The organism is Methylobacterium sp. D53M (assembly GCF_053345625.1).
In genome coordinates, this window is sequence record NZ_JBKFAL010000032.1 from 19,846 (window position 1) to 35,444 (window position 15,599).

At 72.5% G+C, this 15,599-nt stretch carries 18 protein-coding genes; 10 read left to right on the forward strand and 8 right to left on the reverse strand.

The features are described 5' to 3' along the window. Positions 1-47: 47 nt before the first annotated feature. The 3 genes from trxA to ACLBYG_RS27865 all read right to left on the reverse strand — a co-directional run bounded on the left by trxA (position 48) and on the right by ACLBYG_RS27865 (position 2,655). Entirely contained in the window at positions 48-962 is a 915-nt protein-coding gene (trxA, locus tag ACLBYG_RS27855; protein WP_020093641.1) for a thioredoxin, read from the reverse strand. An 82-nt stretch (positions 963-1,044) separates the two neighbouring features. Further along, a complete protein-coding gene (locus ACLBYG_RS27860; protein ID WP_020093640.1) occupies positions 1,045-1,512 on the reverse strand; it encodes a hypothetical protein in 468 nt (155 codons plus the stop codon). A 165-nt stretch (positions 1,513-1,677) separates the two neighbouring features. Next, positions 1,678-2,655, reverse strand: a complete 978-nt coding sequence (locus tag ACLBYG_RS27865) for a glutathione S-transferase family protein (RefSeq protein ID WP_447683622.1) — start codon at positions 2,653-2,655, stop codon at positions 1,678-1,680. A 213-nt stretch (positions 2,656-2,868) separates the two neighbouring features. Here ACLBYG_RS27865 and ACLBYG_RS27870 point away from each other — a divergent pair, with 213 nt between their 5' ends. Beyond that, complete coding sequence (locus tag ACLBYG_RS27870; RefSeq protein ID WP_042671783.1) at positions 2,869-3,093, forward strand: hypothetical protein; 225 nt, start codon at positions 2,869-2,871, stop codon at positions 3,091-3,093. Here ACLBYG_RS27870 and ACLBYG_RS27875 read toward each other — a convergent pair. Further along, on the reverse strand, positions 3,087-4,055 hold the full coding sequence (locus ACLBYG_RS27875; protein ID WP_447683623.1) for an alginate O-acetyltransferase AlgX-related protein: 969 nt from the start codon (positions 4,053-4,055) through the stop codon (positions 3,087-3,089). The genes ACLBYG_RS27870 and ACLBYG_RS27875 overlap by 7 nt on opposite strands. A 183-nt stretch (positions 4,056-4,238) precedes the next feature. On the opposite strand from ACLBYG_RS27875, the gene ACLBYG_RS27880 reads away from it, so the two are divergent. The 5 genes from ACLBYG_RS27880 (at position 4,239) to ACLBYG_RS27900 (ending at position 8,462) form a co-directional block, all read left to right on the forward strand. Beyond that, the gene (locus tag ACLBYG_RS27880; protein ID WP_447683638.1) at positions 4,239-5,261 is read left to right on the forward strand and encodes a spore photoproduct lyase family protein; all 1,023 of its coding nucleotides are present in this window, start codon (positions 4,239-4,241) and stop codon (positions 5,259-5,261) included. Positions 5,262-5,287: 26 nt separating this feature from the next. Next, the gene (locus ACLBYG_RS27885) at positions 5,288-5,806 is read left to right on the forward strand and encodes a 2'-5' RNA ligase family protein (protein WP_447683624.1); all 519 of its coding nucleotides are present in this window, start codon (positions 5,288-5,290) and stop codon (positions 5,804-5,806) included. A 31-nt stretch (positions 5,807-5,837) separates the two neighbouring features. Beyond that, complete coding sequence (locus ACLBYG_RS27890; protein ID WP_020093634.1) at positions 5,838-6,596, forward strand: phosphatase PAP2 family protein; 759 nt, start codon at positions 5,838-5,840, stop codon at positions 6,594-6,596. 102 nt (positions 6,597-6,698) lie between these two features. Continuing rightward, entirely contained in the window at positions 6,699-7,067 is a 369-nt protein-coding gene (locus ACLBYG_RS27895; protein WP_447683625.1) for a PilZ domain-containing protein, read from the forward strand. An 84-nt stretch (positions 7,068-7,151) separates the two neighbouring features. After that, positions 7,152-8,462 (forward strand): Gfo/Idh/MocA family protein, encoded by a 1,311-nt coding sequence (locus ACLBYG_RS27900; protein WP_447683626.1) that lies wholly within the window; start codon positions 7,152-7,154, stop codon positions 8,460-8,462. A gap of 6 nt (positions 8,463-8,468) precedes the next feature. Here ACLBYG_RS27900 and flgH read toward each other — a convergent pair whose 3' ends face one another. The 4 genes from flgH to flgF are packed head-to-tail and all read right to left on the reverse strand — an operon-like array spanning position 8,469 to position 11,978. Further along, positions 8,469-9,218, reverse strand: coding sequence for a flagellar basal body L-ring protein FlgH (flgH, locus tag ACLBYG_RS27905; RefSeq protein ID WP_020093631.1), 750 nt, complete (start codon positions 9,216-9,218; stop codon positions 8,469-8,471). A 36-nt stretch (positions 9,219-9,254) separates the two neighbouring features. Next, the gene (gene flgA, locus ACLBYG_RS27910; RefSeq protein ID WP_447683627.1) at positions 9,255-10,397 is read right to left on the reverse strand and encodes a flagellar basal body P-ring formation chaperone FlgA; all 1,143 of its coding nucleotides are present in this window, start codon (positions 10,395-10,397) and stop codon (positions 9,255-9,257) included. 35 nt (positions 10,398-10,432) lie between these two features. Beyond that, on the reverse strand, positions 10,433-11,224 hold the full coding sequence (gene flgG / locus ACLBYG_RS27915; RefSeq protein ID WP_020093629.1) for a flagellar basal-body rod protein FlgG: 792 nt from the start codon (positions 11,222-11,224) through the stop codon (positions 10,433-10,435). Between the two features lie 13 nt (positions 11,225-11,237). After that, positions 11,238-11,978: a flagellar basal-body rod protein FlgF gene (flgF, locus tag ACLBYG_RS27920; protein ID WP_020093628.1), complete on the reverse strand. Its 741-nt coding sequence runs from the start codon at positions 11,976-11,978 to the stop codon at positions 11,238-11,240. A 255-nt stretch (positions 11,979-12,233) separates the two neighbouring features. Here flgF and fliL point away from each other — a divergent pair, with 255 nt between their 5' ends. From fliL to ACLBYG_RS27940, 4 genes are all read left to right on the forward strand, one after another. Further along, positions 12,234-12,788: a flagellar basal body-associated protein FliL gene (gene fliL, locus ACLBYG_RS27925; protein WP_020093627.1), complete on the forward strand. Its 555-nt coding sequence runs from the start codon at positions 12,234-12,236 to the stop codon at positions 12,786-12,788. 64 nt (positions 12,789-12,852) lie between these two features. Further along, positions 12,853-14,070, forward strand: coding sequence for a flagellar motor switch protein FliM (fliM, locus tag ACLBYG_RS27930; RefSeq protein WP_091681367.1), 1,218 nt, complete (start codon positions 12,853-12,855; stop codon positions 14,068-14,070). Between the two features lie 19 nt (positions 14,071-14,089). Continuing rightward, positions 14,090-14,620 (forward strand): DUF6468 domain-containing protein, encoded by a 531-nt coding sequence (locus ACLBYG_RS27935; RefSeq protein WP_020093625.1) that lies wholly within the window; start codon positions 14,090-14,092, stop codon positions 14,618-14,620. Then, a complete protein-coding gene (locus ACLBYG_RS27940) occupies positions 14,617-15,483 on the forward strand; it encodes a MotE family protein (protein WP_447683628.1) in 867 nt (288 codons plus the stop codon). The genes ACLBYG_RS27935 and ACLBYG_RS27940 overlap by 4 nt, the downstream gene beginning before the upstream one ends. The last annotated feature ends 116 nt before the right edge of the window (positions 15,484-15,599 follow it).

The window sequence follows — 15,599 nt, forward strand, 5'->3', positions numbered from 1 at the left end:
CGCCTCCCAGAGGGGCCGATCGGTGGGCCGGCGCGCGAGCCGGTGCCTCACGAGAACAGAAGTGCCGAGAGCTTGCGCCGGCCGCGGATCGTGTCGGGGTCCATCACGCCCCAGGCCTCGAAGAATTGCAGCAGCTGCTTGCGCGCACCGTCCTCGTTCCAGTCCTTGTCGCGCTTGCGCAGCTCGATCAGGTGATCGACCGCCTGGCCGCGCTCCCCCCGGGCGGCGAGCCCGAGCGCGAGGTCGAACCGCGCCTGATGGGCGTCCGGGTTGGCCTCGACCTCGCGCTGCAGGCCCGCGAGGTCGCCGAGCGACGCCGCCTGCTCGGCGAGTTCCAGGGCGGCGCGGATGCCGACGAGCGCCGGGTCGCCGGCCTTCGCCTCCGGAACCATCGCCAGGACGCGCTTGGCGTTCTCGATCTCGCCCGCGTCGAGCTGCATCTTGGCGAGGCCGGCCAGCGCGGTGACGTTGTCGGGCTGCTGCTCCAGCACGGCCGCGTAGATCTCGGCGGCGCCGGCGAGGTCGCCTTCTTGGATCAGGGCCGCCGCGTCGGCGAGGGCCGCCTCGAGCGGGTCCTGCTGCGGACCGGCCACGCGCGCGATCAGCTCCTTGATCTGGCTCTCCGGGACCGCGCCCATGAAGCCGTCGACCGGCTGGCCCTTCTGGAAGACGATGACCGCCGGGATCGACTGGATGCCGAGCTGACCGGCGATGGAGGGATGCTCGTCGATGTTCATCTTCGCGAGGACGACCGCGCCCGCGGCCTCCCGGACGACCTTCTCCAGGACCGGCGTGAGCTGCTTGCAGGGCCCGCACCAGGGCGCCCAGAAATCGACCAGGACCGGCCGGTTCATCGACTCGGCGATGACATCCTGACGGAAGCTCGCGGTGGTCGTGTCCTTGATGAGGGAGCCGGTGTCGCCGGCCGGGGTACCGCCCGCGGCGAGGGTGTCGTTGAGCATCGGTCTGGCTTCGGAACCTTTTTCGTGGAGCGCCTTAAATGGGGCTTCCGCCTCGGTCTGACCAGCCCGGAGGGACGGATCCTCAGCGCGGCGGCGCGGCGGCCGGCGCGCCCGCCGCCGCCTTGGCGGCGGTCACGAACGTGCCGGCGAAGGGACGCCCGTCGGCGGTGCTGGCCTCGCAGGTGATCGCGGTGCGCCCGGCTTCCGGGGTCGAGAAGCGGCAGGCGCCGATCGCGAGGATCGGGGCGCCGTCCTTGCCCGTGGTGACGACGTTGATCGGCTGCAGCGGATCGGTCTCCTCGGTGGCCTCCTGCTGGGCGCCGTTGCCGCTGAAGCTGAGGGTCTGACCGTCGGAGGTCGTGAAGTCGAAGCTCGTGCGGTTGCGGCTCACCGCGTTCGTCAGGACGTTGCTGCAGGCCGCGCTCAGGTCCTGCGTGCCGATGACGAGCTTCTCGCAGGTCCCTTCCAGCCGCAGCGCCGCCTGGGCGCGGGCCGCGGAGGGCAGGCTGACGAGGGCGCAGAGCAGCGCGAGGCGCAGGCTGTTGGTCATGGCGTGTCGGGCATCCTCCGGTTGAGAGCCGAACTAGGCGCGCCGCGCACGCCGTCGAGGGGCACGGCCCCCGGACCGGCGCGACGGGAGGTGTGTCGCGGACGCGCCGGACGCCCTCAACCCTACCCGCACGGGCGCGGCAGGGACGCCGGGCGGGGCGGCCCGCTAGCCCGCGAACCGCAGGGCCCGGTCGTTCGGCGCGGCGAGGTCGAGGTCCGGCCCGAGGGGCACTATCCTCGTCGGATTGATGGTTGGATGGCTCTCGTAATAGTGCCGCTTGATGTGGGTGAGGTTCACGGTCGGCGCGACGCCCGGCAGCGCGTAGAGGTCGCGGAGGTAGTTCGACAGGTTCGGGTAGTCGGCGATCCGGCGCCTGTTGCACTTGAAGTGCCCGACATAGACCGCGTCGAACCGCACCAGCGTCGTGAACAGCCGGATGTCGGCCTCGGTCAGCCGGTCCCCGCAGAGGTAGCGGCTCCGTTCGAGGCGCGCCTCGAGCGCGTCGAGTTCCGCGAACAGCGCCTCGAAGGCCTGGGCGTAGGCCTCCTGTGTGGTCGCGAAGCCCGCCTTGTAGACGCCGTTGTTCACGCGGTCGTAGACGCGGCCGTTCACGGCGTCGATCTCGGCGCGCAGGTCCGGGGGATAGAGGTCGGGGCCGGTGCCCCCGAAGGCGTCGTTCAGCATCCGCAGGATCTCGGCGGATTCGTTCGACACGATGGTGGCGCGCTCCCGGTCCCAGAGGGTCGGGACGGTGACCCGGCCGCTGTAGGACGGGTCCGCCGCCAGGTAGACCTCGTAGAGGCGCCGGGCGCCGTGGATCGGGTCGGGCGTCGCGCCCGGCGTGTCGCCGAAGACCCAGCCCTCCGCGCCCATGTGCGGGTCGACCACCGAGACGGAGATCGCGTCCTCCAGCCCCTTCAGGGTCCGGCCGATGAGTGTGCGGTGCGCCCACGGACAGGCCAGGGACACGTAGAGATGGTAGCGCCCCGGCTCGCCGCGGAAGCCGCCCGCGCCGGAGGGGCCCGCCGACCCGTCGGCGGTGACCCAGTTGCGGAAGGCGGAGGCCTTGCGCTCGAAGCGGCCGCCCGTCGCGGCGGTGTCGTACCACTGGTCGCGCCAGATGCCGTCTACGAGGAGGCCCATTGTCGTCTCCGCCTGTCCGAGAGGTCCGACCGAGATGGGCCTCGCGCGGTCGGTGTGAAGGGACGCGTCCGCCCGCGAACGCCACGCAAGGCAGGCCTGCGCCCGCCTGTCTGTTGCGGTGCAGCAAAGTCCGCCATGTCTCGCGTCACCCACCCGTCGCCGTGCGCGTGCCGCAGCTGCCCGACCCGGTGGGGGATCGATGGAGGTGATGTGATGTCGTTCGCGCTGGTGCCCGTCGCCGAGGCGGCCCTGTTCACGTTCGGGTGCCTGGTGATCCACGCCCTGCGGCGCCACGCCGACGTGGTCACCGCGACGCTCGCGTGCCTCGCGACGCTCCTCGTCCTGATGATCGGCATCGCCTGCGCGCCGGAATCCTTCGCGAAGTATCAGGCGGCGAGCGTCGCCGACTTCGCCCGCCTGGATCAGGCCATCTACTGAGGCTTCGCCCCGCGGCCGACGGTGTCGAGGCCGCCGGTCCGGAGCTTCGCGAGGCGGCCGCCGGTCCCGCGCTGGCCGGCGACGGCCACGTCGAAATCGTCCTTCGGGAGCTTGGCGAGGAAGCGCTCGGCGATTTCGAACAGAAGGATGTCGGCGCGGACCCGCTCGATATAGGCCCAGTCGAGGCTCGACGACCAGACGAAGTGCACCTCGCTGAAGCTCTCGGCGAGTAGCCCGGTCAGCAGGAACGGGTCGAAATGGGCGCAGGAATCGCCGAACAGGACGAGCCGGCGCGGATCGGCCGCCGGTGACGCGTTCCGGTAGACGACATGCGCGCCGACATGCACCTCCCGGTCGCGCCCTTCCGCCTCGTAGGCGGCGAGCAGCGGCCCGGTCTCGACCCGCGACGCGTCGCGCTGCAGCATGAACCGTTCCAGGCGCTCGCGCGGCCGCTCCGGCAGCTTCTCGCCGAGATCCATGAGCTGGTCCGAGACGATGCCCGGACGCGCGCCGATGTCGGCCGGCGGGATCGCCCCGAGCGCCCGCATGATCGCGCGGTAGGCCAGCAGGCAGCCCTGCGCGGTCCAGTGCGTGTCGGTGCGCAGGTAGAGCGGCACCGGCCCGTTCCGGGCGGCGCGGAGCGGGGCGAGAAGGTCGAGATAGGCCGGATGCCGGGAGAGGCTGCGGGCCAGCCGCCGGGTCGAGGCCTTGCCGGGGGCGTAGCGCAGGCCGTCGGTCTTGTCGTCGTAGACCGACAGCTTCTCCGGCACGATCACGTGCAGGCAGCGGATGCCGAGGCTCTCGGCCCGCCGCGCGCGGGCCTTGATCAGCCGTGTCCAGCCGCGCAGCAGCAGCCAGTGCCGCAGGCCGCCGCGATACCGGTCCATGACCCGGTTGGTCCCCCCCGTGAGGAATAACCAGCCGTCGCGGCCGACATGTACGCTCTCCCTGCCTGCAGACATGACGGTGCTTTAGCCGCACCGCGAGCGGGCGACTAGGCCGGACCCGGCACCGGGACCGCGCGTTCGTCAGGCATGACGCCCTCGCCCGCACCGGCCGTCCAGACCCGCGATCGCCCGGAGCTGCCCGGCGGCCCGGAGCCCGCCCGCCCGGCGCGGCTGTGGCGCCCGCGCCGCGTGCTGGTGATGCCCGCCGCCCTGGAGCATGCCCACGGGCGCGCCATGCTGGCCCGCGCCGAGGCGCTGGGCCTGCCGGTGGAGCGGCTGGCGTCCAACCGCCTGCCGAGCCCGCGCGAGCCGGATCCGCGCCGCGCCTACGCGGCCGCCAAGGCGACCCTCGCGCTGACGGTCGCCCCGCCGACCAAGCTGCGACTGCAGCCGATCCCGCCCTCGGCCGACTGGCGCTTCGACCTCGCCGAGGGCTGCCCGGCCCATTGTCAGTACTGCTACCTCGCGGGCTCTCTGTCTGGGCCGCCGGTGACCCGCGCTTACGCCAATCTGGCGGCGATCCTCGGCACCCTCGCGGACTATGCGGGGCGCGGCGCGGTGACGTCGGCCTCCGCCGAGCGGGCGCGGGAGGGGACCACCTTCGAGGCGTCCTGCTACACCGATCCCCTCGGCATCGAGCACCTGACCGGCTCGCTCTCGGCGGCGATCCGGCATTTCGGCGCCTGGGACGCGCCGGTGCAGCTGCGCTTCACCACCAAGTTCGCCGCGGTCGAACCGCTCCTCGACCTGCCGCACAACCGGCGCACGCGCATCCGCTTCTCGGTCAATCCGCGGGCGGCCGCGCATTACGAGGGCGGCACCGATCCCCTCGACGCGCGGCTCGCCGCCCTGGCGGCGGCGGCGCGGGCCGGCTACCCGGTCGGCCTGACCGTCGCGCCGATCCTGCCGGTTCCGGACTGGGCGGACGCCTATGCCGGGCTGGTCCGCGCCGCCGCCGACGCGCTGGCCGGCGTGCCCGATCTCGACCTCACCGCCGAACTCATCACCCACCGGTTCACGCCGGGCTCGAAGGCGGTGCTGCGCGGCTGGTATCCCGGCTCGGACCTGCCGCTGGACGAGGCGGAGCGCGTCGAGAAGCGCACCAAGTTCGGCTCGGTAAAGCACGTCTTCCCGAAGCCCCTGATGCAGGCGATGCGCGCCCATCTCACCGCCTGCCTCGCCCGCGACCTGCCGGCCGCGCGGATCCTGTACTGGACCTGAGCGCCCGCGGGCGCCATCTGGCCCCGATGATCGACGCGGACCCCCTGATCCTGACGCTCGCCTTCGACGAGCCGACTTTCGCGCGGTTCGACGGCGAGCGGCGCCGCCACTTCCCGGAAGCCCTGAACCGCATCCCGGCGCACGCGACCCTGTTCCACCACCTGCCGGGCGACCGGGAGCGGGGCGTGATCGAGGCGATCACCGCCCTCGCCCGCACGGTGCCGCCGCCGGAGGTCGCGGTGACCGGCCTGCGCCTCACCGGCCGCGGCGTCGCCTACGCGCTCGACTCCGACGCGCTGGCGCGCTTCCGGGGCCGCCTCGCGCAGGAATTCGCGGCCCACCTCACCGCCCAGGACCGGCAGGGCTGGCGCCCGCACGTCACGGTGCAGAACAAGGTGTCGCCGGACACGGCCCGGGCGCTGCACGCCGACCTGTCGGCGGGGTTCGTGCCGTTCCGGTTCACCGCCCCCGGCACCCTGCTCTGGCGCTACCGCGGCGGCCCCTGGGACGCCGTCGCCCGCCTGCCCTTCGGAGAGAATGCCTGATGGATGTCGACGCGCACCGGGAGACCGCGCCATGAGGGCGCCGGGCAACCTGCGGCAGAACCGGCTGATCGAGCCCGCGATGGCGGTCTGGCTGCGGTTGCGCCTGAACGAGGTCGGTCCCCTCGTCGCCCTGCTCTGCCTGAGCATCCTCGGCTACGGATTCTTCTACCTCGCCCACGAGGTCGGCGAGGGCTCCACCGCGGCCCTCGACCGGCGGATCCTGCTCGCCCTGCGCAACCCCGCCGATCTCGCCGACCCGATCGGGCCGCCCTGGCTCGAGGAGGCGATGCGCGACATCACCGGGCTCGGCAGCGTCTTCACCGTGCTGTTCCTGACCTGCGCGGTGGCGGCCTATCTCGGCGTGTCCGGGCGCCGACGCATCGGTCTCTACGTCCTCGCCGCGGTGGGGAGCGGCGAGCTGGTCTCGACGGTGCTGAAGATCTTCTACCATCGGCCCCGGCCGGACCTCGTGCCCCACGGCATGGAGGTGTTCACGGCGAGCTTCCCGAGCGGCCACGCCACCATGTCGGCGATCGCCTACCTGACCCTGGCGACCCTGATCGCCCGGATCGAGCGCAACCGCCGCGCCAAGGCGCTGGTCCTGGCGCTCGGGGTGAGCGTGACGCTGCTCGTCGGCATCAGCCGCATCTATCTCGGCGTGCACTGGCCGAGCGACGTCCTGGCCGGCTGGTGCATCGGCGCCGCCTGGGCGTCCCTGTGCTGGTTCGTCGCCCTGCAACTGCAGCGCCGCGGCGAGGTCGAGGCGCCCGACCCGCCGCCGCCCGCCTGAGGCCGCCGTTAAGGTAAACAGACGGTTAAGGTGGACGGGCGGGGGCGGTCCGGGCTGGATGGCGGTTGTCCCCGCAACCGAAACCGTCAGGGTCAGACGATCGTGGTCGAGCGCCGCCGCACTGCCCGACGCCGCGTCTGCCTGGGCGGGCGGCTGCGCATCGCGGCCTTCCTCCCGGAGATCGACTGCACGGTCCGCGACGTGTCCCTCGACGGGGCGCGGGTCCGGCTGCCGGCGGAGGCCGTGCTCCCCGACTGCGTCGAGCTGTTCATCCCCTGTCGCGGCGAGACCCGGCGCGCCTTCGTGGCCTGGCGCGCGGGCGAGTCGGTCGGCCTCGGCTTCGCCGAGACCCGAGCGGCGACGGAGCCCGAGGCGGTCGCGCGCCGGCTCGCCGCCAGCGAGGCGGAGGTGGCGCGTCTGCGCGCCGCGCTCCTCGACGGAAACAGCCCGGAGCCGGGTCGCGTTCACTGAGGGCGCGGTCCCGCCATCCGGCGGCTCCCGGCGCGGGCGGCGTCCCAGGCGCGGCCCTCCCGATCCGGCGACACGGCGAGGCACATGGCGGACGACACCCGGCTCTCACGACGCACTCTCCTCGCGGCCGGGGGCGCCCTGGCCGGCGCCGCGGCCGGCGGCGGCGCGCAGGCCGCCCCGCCGGCCGCCCCGCCGGCCCCTTCGGTCCCGGCCGATACCGGCGCCGTGCAGGGCGGAAAGGTGATGTTCCCGAACTGGCGCGGGCCGGGCGACCGGCCGCCCGCCCCGAGCCCGGCGCCGCAGCCGCCGAGCCAGCGCGTCGGCTACTGCGTGGTGGGTCTCGGGCGCCTGAGCCTCGACGAGATCCTGCCGGCCTTCGGCGAGTCCAAGCGCGCCCGTCTCGCGGCGGTGATGTCGGGCTCGCCCGACAAGGCGAAGCTCGTGGCGCGGCAGTACGGGCTGCCGGACGACGCCGTCTACGGCTACGACGCGTGGGATCGCCTGAAGGCCAACCCCGACGTCCAGGCGGTCTACATCGTCACGCCGAACGGCGTGCACCGGGACAACGTCGTGGCGGCCGCCGCGGCCGGCAAGCAGGTGCTCTGCGAGAAGCCGATGGCCGTGACCTCGGACGAGTGCCGGGAGATGATCGCGGCCTGCGCGAAGGCCGGCGTCAAGCTGATGATCGCCTACCGGTGCCAGTACGAGCCCCACAACCGGGCCGTGATCAAGCTCGCGCGTTCGGGCGAGTTCGGCCGGCCGCGGCTGATCCAGGCCTTCAACGGCCAGACCACGGGTCTGCCGGAGCAGTGGCGCCTGCGGAGGGCGCTGGCGGGCGGCGGCTCGCTGCCGGATATCGGGCTCTACTGCCTGAACACCGCCCGCGCGGTTCTCGGCGAGGAGCCGAACCTGATCCAGGCCCAGATCCACGCGCCGCCGGACGATCCCAAGTACCGCGAGGTCGAGGAGACGGCGAGCTTCACCCTCCACTTCCCGTCCGGCGTGATCGCCCAGTGCCTGACGAGCTACGGGGTCTACGAGGCGCGGAGCCTGACCCTGCACACCGGGACCGCCTCCGTCGATCTCCAGAACGCCTTCGCCTACCAGGGCCAGCGTCTCTACATCGGCCACCGCGACGGCAGGAACGCCGCCCGGGACGAGAAGGTCCTGAGCCCGAAGAACCAGTTCGCCCTGGAGCTGGACCACTTCGCGCGGTGCATCCAGGAGAACCTGCGGCCCCGCACGCCCGGCGAGGAGGGGCTGCAGGACCAGGTCCTGATGGAGGCGATCTACGAGGCCGCCCGCACCGGCGCGCCGGTCAAGGTCGGCCCGCCCCCCGGCGCGGGCTCCGGCCTCGACGTGATGCGCGGGCCGGAGCCGGAGGAGCCGTCCTGAGGTGCCTCAGAACGGCAGCAGGATGTCGACGAGCTGCTGGCCGTAGCGCGGCTGCTGCACGTCGGTGATCTGGCCCCGGCCGCCGTAGGCGATGCGCGCCTGGGCGATCTTGGCCGAGTCGATGGTGTTGTCGGACTCGATGTCCTCCGGCCGCACCACGCCGGCGACGATCATCTCGCGCACCTCGAAATTGACCCGGATCTCCTGCTTGCCCTCGACCACGAGGTTGCCGTTGGGCAGGACCTGGGTCACCACCGCGGCGACGTTCGTCAGGACGGACTCGGTGCGCTGGACCGAGCCGGCCCCGTCATTGGCCATGGCCGAGGTGGCGGAGAGCAGCGCGGTGCTTCCGACGCCGAAGGACTTGCCGACCGCGTTGTTCTCCAGGCCCAGGGCGTTGGGCAGGCCGAAGCTCTCGGTGTTGGCCCGGGAACGCTTGGTCTCGTTGCTGATGTTCGCCTGGTCGGTGACCTTGACCTTCACGGTCAGGATGTCGCCGAGCTTGGCGGCGCGCTGGTCCTTGAAGAAGGCGCGGGAGCCGGTGCGCCACAGCGAGTTCGGCGCGTACGAGACCGGCTGCACGTCCGGCATCGGCATCCGCACCGGCTTGTAGCCCGGCTGCGCGGTCGGGTCCTCGATCGCCGACAGCGCCGGGGTCAAGCCGACCTGCGAGAGGCGGTCGGCGGTGTTGCAGGCGCCGAGCGCGCCGGCGATCAGGGCGGCGGCGAGCGGGTTCAGGACGGTGCGACGGGCCATCGGGCTATCAATCTTCGACGCGTGCAGGGCGGGCGGTCAGCGCAGGGAGGCGGTCGCCTGGACGGGGGCGGCGCCGGCGGCCTGCCGGGCCGCGGGGCTGGGGCTCACCGAGACCCGGCCGGGGCCGATCACGGTGGCCTGCAGGACCTTCTTGGAGGCGACGTTGACGACGTTGACGACGGCGCCCATGCGGCCGGAATCGTTCGACAGGCCGCGCATCGACAGGCTGATGCTCGGCGTCTCGTACACGATGGTCACGTTCTCGCCGCGGGCGACCAGGTCGGGCGGGGCCGTGTCGGTGACCCGCAGCACGGTGCCGGCCGTGAGGGTGTTCTGCGCGACCTCGCCGAGGATGGTCGTGGCGCTCCCCTGGGCGTCGGGGGCGACGGATTCGCGCGGGCGCCGCTCCAGGGCGACGTCACCCTCTCTCACCGGCTCGCCGCGGTTGAGGTTCCGGGTGAGCACCGCCACCTCGCGCAGCTCCACGACCACGCCGGAGACGCGCAGCGAGACCTGCCGCTCGCCGAGGGTGACGAGGCCCGCGACGCGGCGCGTCCGCGAATCGTAGGTCAGGTCCAGGGCCGCGGCCTGCCCTTCGAGGTCCAGCGGCGCCAGCAGGGTCGGTCCGTCGCCGTCGAGGCGGACCGCGATGTTCTGGGCGTTGAGCCCGTAGCCGGTCTCGAGGCCGCGCTTGAGCGCCGCCTCGATCTCCGGCGGCCCGAGGCGGCGGGCGGCGCGCTGCACGGCGATCTGCAGCCGGCCGCCGGTCTCCAGGCCGCTGAGGCCCAGCGCGGAGGCCGCGTCGAGGATGCGGCGGGTCTGGATCGTCCCGGTGGCGCCGAGGCTGGGCGCGCGGAACAGCGGGCGCGTGGCCAGGCGCTCGGGCGCGCCCTCGACGAGATCGGCGAGCGTCAGGACGTCGCCGCGGGCGGTGACGTCGCCGCGCAGCCGCAGGCCCTCCGCCCGCGCCATGGCGGGGATCGCCAGGGCGCCGAGGGCCGCGAAGGTCAGGAAGGCCAGCAGCGCGCGCAGGATGACGGCGGCGCCGAGGGGCATCACCCGCCGCGGGACGCGCCGCACGATCGGGCTGATGTCGTCCCCGGTCCCCGCGGCGATGCGGGGCAGGTCGAGGGTCTCGAAGTCGGGATCGAGCGGGTCGGGATGCATGCCGGCATACATGTTCAGGGACCTGAAGCGGGGTGCGGGTCGCGCGGTTAGCTGCGGAACATCTGCGTGGTGGTGGAGAGCATCTGGTCGGCGGCGGTGACGACCTTCGAGTTCATCTCGTAGGCGCGCTGCGCGGCGATCAGGGACGAGATCTCCGTGACGGCGTTCACGTTCGCCTCCTCCAGGTAGCTCTGCTGGAGGTTGCCGAAGCCGTCGGCGCCCGGCAGGCCGCTGATCGCCTGCCCGGAGGCGGCGGTCTCGACGAACAGGTTGTCGCCGATCGACTCGAGGCCGACCTTGTTGACGAAGCGCGAGAGCTGGAACTGGCCCAGCGCCTGCGGCGCCGTCTGGCCCGGGATGTTCGCCTGCACGACGCCCGTGGCGCTGATCGTCACGGACGTCGCGTTCTGCGGCACGGTGATCGCCGGATCGAGCAGGTAGCCGTCGCGGGTGACGAGCTGGCCCTGGGCCGAGAGGTCGAAGGAGCCGTCGCGGGAATAGGCGGTCCGGCCGTCCGGCAGCGTCACCCGGAAGAACCCGTCGCCGCGGATCGCGACGTCGTAATCCTTCTCGGTCGAGGACAGCGTCCCCTGCGACATCACGCGGGCCGTGGAGGTGGTCTTCACGCCCGAGCCGAGGCTGAGGCCCGCCGGGAGCTGGGTGTTCTGCTGCGAGGTCGAGGCGCCGGCCCGGCGCATGTTCTGGTAGAGCAGATCCTGGAAGTGCACCTGCTGGCGCTTGTAGCCGGTGGTGCGTAGGTTCGCGATGTTGTTGGAGATGACCTGGACGTTGAGTTCCTGGGCCGCCATGCCGGTGGCGGCGGAGTAGAGGGCGCGCATCGGTCAGGCCTCCTCAGGCGACGTCGGCGAGGCGGCGGATCGCCGTGCCCCGCAGGTCGTCGAGGCGCGAGATCATGCTCGACACCATGGCGTAGGTCCGGTTCACGTCCATGAGCCGGGTCATCTCGATCACCGGGCGGACGTTGGAGCGCTCCAGCGACTCGGGTTCCAGGCGCCCGTCGATCCCGGCGGGGCGTGCGGGCTCCGGCGAGGCGTAGAGGTTGGTCCCCTCGTTGGTCAGCCGCTGCGGGTTGGCGAAGGTGACGAGCTTGATCCGCCCGCGGATGCCGAGGTTGGTCGACACGGTGCCGTCGGGGCCGATGGCGAGGCCGGTCTCCTGCGGGTTGATGCTGATCGGGCCGCCCTCGCCCACGACCTTGTAGCCGTCGCTGGTGACGAGCGTGCCCTGCGCGTCGAGCTCGAAGGCGCCGTTCCGGGTGTAGCGCTCGCCCTGGGGCGACTGCACGGCGATGAAGGCCGAGCCCTTGACCGCCACGTTGAGCGGGTTGCCGGTCTGCTCGATCGGGCCCTGCCCGAGGTCGAGGCTGGTGCCCTGGTCGATGACGTAGGACAGGCGCCGGTCGGGCCGGGCGAACGAATCCGCGCTCGCCACCGGCATCAGGTATTCCTCGAAGCGGGTGTTCCGCGCCTTGAAGCCCGTGGTCGAGACGTTCGCCATGTTGTTGGCGATCACGTCCAGCTCCCGCTGGAGCGCCATCTGGCTCGACACGCCGACGAAGAGGGCATTCTGCATCGTGGACTCTGGGACTCGCGGGCCGCGGAGGCGGCAACGATCCATTCAGCATCCGCTGTGCCAAACCCGTCTGCGGCAAATTTTAGCGGTGTGACAGGGACTTGGTTAGCGACGCTCGCGTGTCGCGGCGGCGCGGGGGCTGCGCCGCGGCAAACCTGACCCGGCAGGAATTGCCTCCTTAACGGCGCGTTAACCGTGATGCTCCGATATCCAGGTGTACCTGGCGCGCGGTCTCCCGCGAGAGAGCATTATTCCATGGCCAAGACGCCGAAAAAGGCCTCCGCCGAGGACGGCGAGGCCAAAGCCGAGGGCGCCCCGAAGGGCAAGAAGAAGCTCATGATCATGGTGGCCCTCGCGGTCCTGATCGCGGGCGGCGGCGCGGGCGCCTTCCTGATGATGCGCGGCGGCGGTCAGGGCGACGGCAAGGAAGCCGCGCAGGGCGGCGGCCATGGCGGCGGGCACGGCGACGCCAAGGGCGCCGGTCCGGACGCCAAGAAGGCCGTGGTCTTCGTCGACGTGCGCGAGATGCTCCTCAACCTCTCTCCCGAGCTGCCCCAGGACAAGGCCAAGTACGCCAAGGTCCGGATCTCGCTGGAGCTGAAGGACGCCAAGGTCGAGGAGGAGGTGAAGCCCCTGATGCCGCGGGTCGAGGACGCGCTGCAGGTCTACATGCGCGAGCTGCGCGCCAGCGACATCACCAACTCGATGGGCCTGTTCCGGCTGCGCGAGGAGCTTCTGCGCCGGATCAACATTGCCCTGTACCCCGCCAAGGTCGACGCGGTGCTGTTCAAGGACGTGATCGTCCAGTGAGCGCGCCCGCGACCCTGCCCCGTCCATCGCGCGCCGCGCCGCGCCGGGCCCCGATCGAGCACGCCTGATGGAACCCGAGGACGAACTCCCCGAGGACGACTGGTCGGCAGCCCTCCTGGAGCAGGGGGCCGAGGGCGGCGACACGTCGCTGGCCGAGGAGTGGGGCGCGGCGCTCGCCGAGCAGGGCACCACGCGCAACGCGGGCGACGTCGCCGCCGAATGGGCGACGATGATCGAGGACGGGGAGAGCGACAACCTCCCCGAGCTCGCCGGCAACGACCGGGTGCTCAATCAGGACGAGATCGACGGCGTCCTCGGCTTCTCCATGCGCGAGCTCTCGGCCTCCGGGGCCGGGGGCGTGCAGGCCATCGTCGATTCGGGCGTCGTCCAGTACGAACGCCTGCCGATGCTGGAGATCGTCTTCGACCGGATGATCCGGTTGCTGTCGACCTCCCTGCGCAACCTGTTCCAGGACAACGTCGAGGTGACCCTCGACAACATCACCTCGGTGCGCTTCGGCGACTACCTGAACGCGATCCCGCTGCCGACGCTGCTGGGCGTGTTCCGGGCCGAGCAGTGGGAGAATTCAGGCCTCGTCACGGTCGACTCGAACCTCGCCTACGCGACCTTCGACCTGCTGCTCGGCGGCAAGCGCGGCGGCTCGTCGAGCCGCCTCGACGGCCGGCCCTTCACCGCCATCGAGATGACGCTGGTGCGCCGCCTCGTCGAGATCGTGCTCGGCGATCTCGAGATGTCGTTCCAGCCGCTCTCGCCCGTGAGCTTCGGCATCGACCGGATCGAGACCAACCCCCGCTTCGCCACCATCACGCGGCCCGGCAACGCCGCGATCCTGATCAGCCTGCGCCTCGACGTCGACGGGCGCGGCGGCATGCTGCAGATCCTGTTCCCCTACGCGACGATCGAGCCGATCCGGGAGCTGCTGACCCAGAGCTTCATGGGCGAGAAGCTCGGCCGCGACCACGTCTGGGAGGGCCATCTCGCCACCGAGATCTGGCAGGCCGACGTGACCATGGACGCGGTGCTGCACGAGATGATGCTGCCGCTGAAGCAGGTCATGAGCCTGAAGGTCGGCGAGACGCTGATGTTCGAGGCCAAGCCCTCGGACCTCATCACCGTGCGCTGCGGCGACTGGGCGCTGACGCAGGGGCGGATCGGCCGGGTCGACGGCCACATCGCCGTCCAGGTCACCCGGCCGCTGCGCCGCTCGCGCACGACGATCCAGGCCTACGAGGCCTCGATGAACAACCGCTCGGACAACTAGTGCCGATGAGGGTCCGGTCATGAGTCTCTTCGTCACCCTCGCGGCCGACATCCTGGTCGCCGTCCTCCTGGCGGCGACCATCGTCACGTCCCTCCGGCTCTCGCGCCGCATCGGCCAGATGAAGGGCGACGAGGCCGCCCTCCGCCAGACCATCGGCGACCTGATGGTGGCGACCGGCACGGCCGAGCGGGCTATCGCGGGCCTGCGGGCGGCGATCGACGAGGGCGACCGCACCCTGAACGCGAGCCTGGAGACCGCCACGATCCGCGCCGGCGAGCTGCGGCTGCAGGTCGAGGCCGGCGAGGGCGTGATCACCCGCATCGGCGCCATCGTGGCGCAGATGCGCGCCGTGCCGGTCCGCCCCGAGCCCGCGCCGGAGCCGCGGCCCGCGCCGCAGGCGGTCCCCGAGCCGACGCGCGCGCCGGAGATCCCGGCCGAGCGCCGGCCGGAGCACGCCAGTCCGAACGGGGAGCGCCTCGGCGTGGCGGCCGCGGCGGCGCTCGCCATGAGCGAGCGCGCCCTCGCCCGCGTCCGGGCGCGCGCCGCGTGACCGGGGTCAAGGCCCCGAAGATCCCGCCGCCGAAGCCGGATCCCGAGGAGCGGATACGCCGCGCCGCGACGCCCGAGCGGCGCGCGCGCCGGAAGCCGGTCCGGCAGTTTCGGCTCCGCCTCATCGACGCCGTGGCGCTCGCGGCCGGTGGGCTGCTCGTGCTCAAGCTGCTCAGTCTGCTGCAGGCCGGCCTGCCGGAGAGCGCGGCGCTGCCGGATTACGGGCGCGCGGTCGCCCGGGCGCGCACCGGCTCCGAGCCCTTCGATCCGGTGACGACCGGTTCGGTGGGCGCCAAGGAGGCGCCGGCAGCCGCGCCCGAGCAGCCGTCGGCCCCTCCCCTGGCCCCGGCCCAGTCCGCACCGCCCGCGGCCGGGAGCTCGGCCTCGCCCACCGAGCGCCTGCTCCTGGAGAAGCTCGGTGCCCGGCGCGACGCCCTGCGTCAGAAGAGCGACGAGCTCGAGCTGCGCGAGAAGATGCTGGGCGAGGCCGAGCGCAAGCTCGAGACCGGGCTCGGCGACCTCAAGAAGGCCGAGGACAAGGTCGACGCCGTCGCGAAGGCGAAGGAGGACGCCGAGAAGCAGGCCCTGAAGAACATCGTCACGATGTACGAGGCGATGAAGCCCAAGGACGCCGCCCGGGTCTTCGACCGGCTCGGGCTCGACGTGCTGGTCCCGATCGTGCTGGCCATGAACCCCCGCAAGATGTCCGAGGTCCTGGCGGTGATGCAGCCCGAGACCGCCGAGCGCCTGACCGTCGCCCTCGCCAACCGCGCCCGCGGCGCCGCCGGACCGCAGGCCCAGGCGGGAACGGGGCTCCCGGCGAACGAGCTGCCGGCGATCGATCCCGGGGCGCCGATCCGGTAGGTCCGTGGCGCGCTGGGGCGCCGGGCCGACCTTCCGGGACCGCCGGCCCGCCCGTCCGGCCGCGTCGTGCCGGCCCGCCCCGTGCGGCGTCCGCGCGGGCTAGGGTCCGGGGCCGG